The 6,318-nt window shown below is 37.2% G+C and carries 10 protein-coding genes; all 10 read left to right on the top strand.

Going from position 1 to position 6,318, the window contains the following annotated elements; genetic code table 11:
- The first annotated feature begins 17 nt into the window (after positions 1-17).
- The 10 genes from HVN35_08815 to HVN35_08770 all read left to right on the top strand — a co-directional run bounded on the left by HVN35_08815 (position 18) and on the right by HVN35_08770 (position 6,310).
- The gene (locus tag HVN35_08815) at positions 18-1,454 is read left to right on the top strand and encodes a hypothetical protein (protein NYB52643.1); all 1,437 of its coding nucleotides are present in this window, start codon (positions 18-20) and stop codon (positions 1,452-1,454) included.
- A 55-nt stretch (positions 1,455-1,509) separates the two neighbouring features.
- On the top strand, positions 1,510-2,295 hold the full coding sequence (locus HVN35_08810) for a tetratricopeptide repeat protein (protein NYB52642.1): 786 nt from the start codon (positions 1,510-1,512) through the stop codon (positions 2,293-2,295).
- Between the two features lie 198 nt (positions 2,296-2,493).
- Positions 2,494-2,688 (top strand): hypothetical protein, encoded by a 195-nt coding sequence (locus HVN35_08805; GenBank protein NYB52641.1) that lies wholly within the window; start codon positions 2,494-2,496, stop codon positions 2,686-2,688.
- 21 nt (positions 2,689-2,709) lie between these two features.
- Positions 2,710-3,000: a hypothetical protein gene (locus HVN35_08800; protein ID NYB52640.1), complete on the top strand. Its 291-nt coding sequence runs from the start codon at positions 2,710-2,712 to the stop codon at positions 2,998-3,000.
- Positions 2,997-3,152, top strand: a complete 156-nt coding sequence (locus HVN35_08795; protein ID NYB52639.1) for a hypothetical protein — start codon at positions 2,997-2,999, stop codon at positions 3,150-3,152. Before HVN35_08800 ends, HVN35_08795 begins: the two co-directional genes overlap by 4 nt.
- Before the next feature lie 8 nt (positions 3,153-3,160).
- Positions 3,161-4,231 carry a hypothetical protein gene (locus tag HVN35_08790; protein ID NYB52638.1) on the top strand — a complete coding sequence of 357 codons (1,071 nt, stop codon included), beginning with the start codon at positions 3,161-3,163 and terminating at the stop codon, positions 4,229-4,231.
- 102 nt (positions 4,232-4,333) lie between these two features.
- The gene (locus HVN35_08785; protein NYB52637.1) at positions 4,334-5,107 is read left to right on the top strand and encodes a hypothetical protein; all 774 of its coding nucleotides are present in this window, start codon (positions 4,334-4,336) and stop codon (positions 5,105-5,107) included.
- Between the two features lie 69 nt (positions 5,108-5,176).
- Complete coding sequence (locus tag HVN35_08780; GenBank protein NYB52636.1) at positions 5,177-5,392, top strand: tetratricopeptide repeat protein; 216 nt, start codon at positions 5,177-5,179, stop codon at positions 5,390-5,392.
- A gap of 98 nt (positions 5,393-5,490) precedes the next feature.
- Positions 5,491-5,835 (top strand): tetratricopeptide repeat protein, encoded by a 345-nt coding sequence (locus HVN35_08775; GenBank protein NYB52635.1) that lies wholly within the window; start codon positions 5,491-5,493, stop codon positions 5,833-5,835.
- Positions 5,810-6,310: a hypothetical protein gene (locus HVN35_08770; GenBank protein ID NYB52634.1), complete on the top strand. Its 501-nt coding sequence runs from the start codon at positions 5,810-5,812 to the stop codon at positions 6,308-6,310. The genes HVN35_08775 and HVN35_08770 overlap by 26 nt, the downstream gene beginning before the upstream one ends.
- The last annotated feature ends 8 nt before the right edge of the window (positions 6,311-6,318 follow it).

Genomic DNA, 6,318 nt, shown 5'->3' with positions numbered 1-6,318 from the left:
TCTTAAGGGAAAGTACTATGGTCTACGCCAACGGAGGATACTACCACACCTACGGCGAAGACCCCCTCAACCCCACATCTAGCTTATACAAAGATGCAGGATACGAAGGAGTTAGAAGCTTTGCCATAGTCACCACCAAAGTCACAGATGAAATACTACAATACTGGTTAGACCAAAAAGACAAAACCAATAGTAATGGAACCCTCCTATATGCCAATGGCCCCATGAAAGCAGCCTACGGAACCTTCCTCACATCACTCATGATGATAAAATGCCACGACATGATAGCAGACCAAGCCGCAGCACAATACAACGTCAACTGGACCCGCACCACACCCATCATGGTTTCAGTCTTTGACGATGCCTACCGGACTGTCATAACCCTGGAATGTGATCATCGTTTTGGAATGGACGTAACCGGGGCTGCACAGAACGTTACAGCCTTCCGCTACGCCTGCTCATCAGCCATCAACCCCCTGGAACACTACGTTATGGAAACTTTGTTCCCTGGTGGTAATGGCACATCTATTGTTATGGGTATTGGAGAAGAGATCTTTAATGGTCTGATGCCAAGTATTTTCTTGAGTAACGGCTACTTGGTATTCAAATCATCTGTAAAGAATATGTTCTTAATTTTTGACCCGACGACTGGTATTCTGTGGGATGTGATGATTGATAACGGAACAGTTTCCGGTGCTTACTGTTTCAGTAACCTACAAACAGAATGGGCCTATGATCTTGGTGAAAAACTAAAAAGTAGTAATTTAAGTGTTCAACCCCCGTGGTTGGGTATGGTTGGTGGTATTAGTTTAGGTGCAAGTTCGGCTGCTGTTGGTGAAGGAAGTCTTCTCGGTGCTGGTGTTTTAGCATCGGAAGTACCATTAATTGGATGGATGGTTGGAGGAGGTTTAATCCTCGCTGCAGTACTGAATCATATATGTGATCAATATGGTTGGTTACCACCAGAACAGGCCAGACAAATATTGGGCAATGCTTTCCCTTTAACTTTTGGTACAATAAACCTGTTCTTATATGATGAACCACCAACAACACTAATACAACTACAAAAAGCATACTGGAAATCAGCTTACTTGCTGATGGCAATTGCTGAGAGTGATGATACAGAACTCTATGAATATTTAAATGATATTGGGAGAGATCCAAAGAAAATTATAGATGAATCAAACAATGCATTTAAAAAAGCTGAATATCTTGCTAAAAAACTTTCAGAAGATCCAGAAGTTGGTGGGGCTGTGCCTCCTGATGATCGTGTGACAAGATTTTTAGGATTTTTTGTAAATAAAATAAGGGAAGGCTATGGTAAATTGAAGACTGGTGATTATGTGGGGGGTGCAAAAGATATTGCTATAGGAACCTCTGGAATTAATATGGCAGTTGTAAGCTGGTTCTTGTATGAACTTTGGCCTGAAGGACTTTGGCCTAAGAATGAATAATTAAAATCACTACAGAAATTACATTTCATTGATAGAAACAACTTGGAGGAACTAAATGGGGCTTTTAGACAGTTATAAGATTAAATCCTTCCTTAAAAATGGCGTTAAATTTGAAAATCAGGGAGAATACTTGAAGGCTTTGGCATGTTATGATAAAGCTGAAAAGTTAGATCCTGAGAATTTTTATATATGGTATAATAAAGGAGTGTCTTTTAGTAAGCTTGGTAAATATTTTGAGGCTTTGGAATCTTATAATAAAGCAATAAAAATAAATCCTAAAGATTTTAGAGCATGGTACAACAGGGGAAATGCTTTTAACGGTCTTGAAAAGTACGAAAAAGCCATATGCTCTTTTGATAAAGCCCTAAACATAAATCCTAATTTCTCCTCTGCTTGGAATAATAGAGGAAATGCTCTTGAGGGTATGGGGAAATATGAAGAGGCAATTAAATGTAAAGATAAAGCATTATCAATAGATCCTGATTATGTAGTAGCATGGTATAGTAAAGCTAAAATTTTGGAGAGATGTGAAAAATATGATGAAGCTCTCGAATGTCTGGATAATGTTTTGGAATTGGATCCAAAACATGATGCTGCATGGAATAATAAAGGTGTAATTTATGGATACATACGTGATTGGGAAAATGCCCTTAAATGTTTCAATGAAGATCTAAAAATTCATCCTGAGAAATTTAAATCATATTACGGGAAAGGATTAGTATTTAAAAACCTTGGTAAACCTGAAGAAGCTTTAGAATGTTTTGATAAAGCTTTAAAATTAAATCCTGACTTTGAACCTGCTAAAAATGAGAAAGAAGAGATTTTATCATCTCAATCTTAGAAAAACCACTTCATAAACTCCTCGGTTAGTGTGTTCTGGAAGTCAACCAGCAATGATTTTGGTTCATTCCAGAATGAGGTGGATTTAATTGTTAATGGTGTTGTGGTTTTGAATAAAACAGTTGCAAACATGAATTATTTTAACAATAAGTATTTGGTTTCCGAGAAGGTTTGGTATAATGTAAACTTTTTAAACTGATTGTTTTCTGAGTCAGCTGAGTCTAAAATGGCATTGCAAAGTATCATTGGTCAGAATCCAGAGTTATGGAATTTAACAGGTGATGACCTGGAGATAGGAATACTAAACATAATTAAAGAAAGTAATGGTTTTACAGATGGTGAGATGGGTCTGATTGCAAACTACAGGTACTTCACTGATACTATAACTACCTAAATCACTTATCCGGGGGATTCTGTGAAAATCACTGTTGAAGATCCAGATACTCATAATTTAACTGATCTTTATTTCGGTGCTCCTATATTAAGGGAAAGTACCATGATCTATGCTAATGGGGGATATTACCATACCTATGGAGACGACCCCACCAACCCCACATCCACCCTATACAAAGACGCTGGATATGAAGGTGTTAGAAGCTTTGCTATTGTTACAACTAAGGTTACAGATGAAATGTTACAATACTGGCTGGACGAAAAAGACAGAACAAACGCAAACAGAACTCTTATTTACCCTGAAGGCCCATGAAAGCAGCTTATGGGACCTTCTTGGAATCTTTACTGGTGATTAAGTGTCATGATATTGTGGCTGATGCTGCAGCAAACAAATACAATGTCACCTGGAGTCGTACCACTCCGATTGTGGTTCTGTTTGTGATGATGCATATGCAACATACATAACTGGGGAAATGAGTCACAGGATGGGTATGGATGTGGTTGGTGATCCAGCTAATGTGAAAGCTTTCCGTTATGCTTGTTCATCATCCTTTTCACTTGTAGAATACTGGGTAGGACAGGCACTTTTCCCATCAGACAACCCCTCCAGTAACCTTTTAGGTAGTGTAACACTGGGTCTGGGTTATAAGATGCTTAATGGTGAACCATTGGAAATATTTGAAAGCAACGGTTACACCATTATTAGGGCAGTTGGTGATAATCAGAGATTATTAATAATTGACCCTGCAACAGGCATTGTAATGGACATTGGAACAACTCTAGACTTAAATGACACTATCAGCGGCACCAGATGCTACGGCGACCAACAAACAGAATGGGCCAATGGATACGGTAACGCAATACTCAACAACAAAGACTCTATTAATCGCGCTATTGAAACAGGAGAAGATGTGGCCACAGACTATGGTCAAGGAAGTGATGAGTGGCAAGATGAAGTACTTGGATTTGCTGGTAGTACAGCAATTTCTGTTGGCATAGCTATTGCACTTATTGGCGGCCCACCTGGATGGATTATTGGGGGTTTATTGATAGGGGCAGGATTAGTCAGTTCTTGGTATGCTGCTGACATGGATGAAGATATGTATTCACCATCGAATCAGATTAATTTTATTTTGAATGTTGGACCATCTTTTATACCTTTCATTGGATGGGAAAGTAGTATTGGCGGTAAGTTATGTGTTAAAACTCTCACGTCTAAAGGAGTTTCGAAAGAACTCTTTAATATTCCTAAAAACTATGATGGATATGTCATTCAAAATATTAAGAGCATGGGGCCTGATTATACGAAAGGATCTCTTACAGGGGGATCTATTACCAGTGCACGTTATATTAATCATGGCTCTCCAGAAGGAGTAGCTAGAATAACATTTGGCTGGACAGAAAAAGAAGCTGCCAAGGGCATAACTACAAATTACCTACTTAATAGAGAAGCTTATGTTATAGACAGAAATAGTGATGATATTGACGGAGCTTTTGGTTATAGAAAATATAACAGTACTTCAGAGTACCTTGCAACAGCTTAATGAAGTAACTATTATCTTAAAGTATTTCATGAATTCAACAGAGGTTAAAAATTTACCTTTATCAGAATAGAAAATGTTTACATTGGGTAAAGGAGATTCAAAATGAAACAAAGAAGTATTTCTAAAATATTTTTCAAATTACCTTATGAATTAAATGAAACTGAACGAAAAACTCAAGCTTTACTTTTAATACCATTTGGTTTAATTTCATGTTTTATCGTAAGTTATCTCTTTGTTGGAATTTTAATGGGGTTTAATTTTATTCCGTTTTTTGCAGCAATGTGTCTTATTGTGCCTGGAGTTATAATGGTTCTTTATTGTTGGGATAAATTTGATAAGAAATATGGGATGCGCCCAGTTAGATCTCCGTTTCAGCTTTCTTATCAAGGTTATGTTATTGTTTTACTCTGTTCGTCACCTGCATTTTTCTTTGGTATGTTAACGTTGGGGTTAATGTCTGGAAATCTGTTTTTTGGTTTGGGTGCTGCTGTTGCTGTCGTTTACCCTATTGTGGGCATGTTTTTGAGGATTAAAACTTTCAGTGATGAGAGTATTCCACGTGGGGGTGGTTTTGGTTTTATGCCTATTTCTTACTGGATTATGGCTGAAGCTTTGGGAATTTACACCATAGGAAAAGGATTTTCAGGTATAAGTTCTTATCTTATTAATGGTACTCCTTCTCTGGAATTTATCATTGCTTCGATTGCAATTGGTTTACTCATACAAACAGTGTACTTGTTTCCGGATAAGCTTAATAAAATTGTCCCTATTGAATTAAGGACTAAAAATGGGTTTTTATTCATGTTTGTAATGGCTTTTGTGTTGTTTGGAGTTTCGCAGTTTTTGATTGGGATTGTGAGAGCTTTAACCTCATGAAGGTGTAAATCAATTTTTTTAGTGTAATGTTATGATTCTGAAAGATGGAATGTTTGGAGGTGTATTATAATGGGTTTATTCAGTGGTTTAAAAAAGAAATCTTTGCTTGATAAGGGAAAAAATGCTGGAAATAATGGAGATCATGAAGAAGCTTTGAAATATTTTAACCAGGTTTTGGAGATGGATCCAGAAAATGTCGATGCTCTTTTTAATAAAGGTTGTGCGTTTATAAATTTTGACAGGCAGAGGAGGCTTTGGAATGTTCTGAAAAGGTTTTATCATTAAGTCCTGATATTGCCAATGTATGGCTTTTTAAAGGGTTTGTTTTAGGGGCGCTTGAAAGACATGTTGAAGCTTTAGAATAGTTTAAAAAGGCTTTGGAATTGGAACCGGATAATTTTGATGCATTGAATAATACAGGATACGCACTTAAGGAAAGAGGAAACTATGAAAAAGCAGTGAAATACTATGATAAAGCCCTAGAGGTGTTTCCAGGTTCAACTGTGGCATGGACAAATAAAGGATCAGCTTTAATAGAACTTGAAGAGTATGATGGAGCTTTAGAATGCCTGGATAAGGCATTAGAACCTGAAGCGCCGAATTTTAAGGCGTGGTATTATAAGGGAATAACCGCCAGGAAGTTAAATAATCTGCAGGAAGCTATCAATTGTTTTGATAAAGCTTTAGAGCTGAATCCTGATTTTGAGCCTGCTAAAGAGGAGAAATAGGAGTTTTTATCTTCTAAATCATAATTTTGCTGCTGATCTGGATGAAGGATGGACTAAATCAAGATGGATCAACTTTGGCTTGAATGTAGGGCCCTCCCTGATTCCAATCTATGGATGGGAAGGAGGTGTTGCTGGTAGGCTTGGCATTAGTTACATCACAAAATCTGGGCTTAAAAAGAGTGTTACAACAGTTACAGGAAAATCTGAGAGTTATGTGATCACCAATATGCCACGTTGGGGTGGTGGTACATTCACTGGAGGTTATATGAGTACTGTAGAATATGTTAAATATGGAACTACCAAAAGAGTAATAAGAACAGCATTTGGAGACACAGAAAAAAAAGCTGCGAAAAATGCACTTACAGAATTCATGTCTGATAGAAGTCAAGTAGTTGTAAACAGTTACAGTCCCGAAATCGATTATTACGGTTCTGCAACATATAATAATCTTTCAGATTACTTTGCAACAACTTAATTTGGAGA

The sequence above is a fragment of the Methanobacteriaceae archaeon genome, from assembly GCA_013403005.1.
Taxonomy (GTDB): domain Archaea; phylum Methanobacteriota; class Methanobacteria; order Methanobacteriales; family Methanobacteriaceae; genus Methanobacterium.
The sequence above is the reverse complement of the archived record's forward strand: the minus strand, read 5'-3'. Positions and strand labels throughout refer to the sequence as shown.

Coding starts and splice junctions, on each gene's coding strand:
- HVN35_08815 (NYB52643.1), top strand. CDS start 18: ATGGTCTACGCCAACGGAGGATACTACCACACCTACGGCGAAGACCCC.
- HVN35_08810 (NYB52642.1), top strand. CDS start 1,510: ATGGGGCTTTTAGACAGTTATAAGATTAAATCCTTCCTTAAAAATGGC.
- HVN35_08795 (NYB52639.1), top strand. CDS start 2,997: ATGAAAGCAGCTTATGGGACCTTCTTGGAATCTTTACTGGTGATTAAG.
- HVN35_08790 (NYB52638.1), top strand. CDS start 3,161: ATGAGTCACAGGATGGGTATGGATGTGGTTGGTGATCCAGCTAATGTG.
- HVN35_08785 (NYB52637.1), top strand. CDS start 4,334: ATGAAACAAAGAAGTATTTCTAAAATATTTTTCAAATTACCTTATGAA.
- HVN35_08780 (NYB52636.1), top strand. CDS start 5,177: ATGGGTTTATTCAGTGGTTTAAAAAAGAAATCTTTGCTTGATAAGGGA.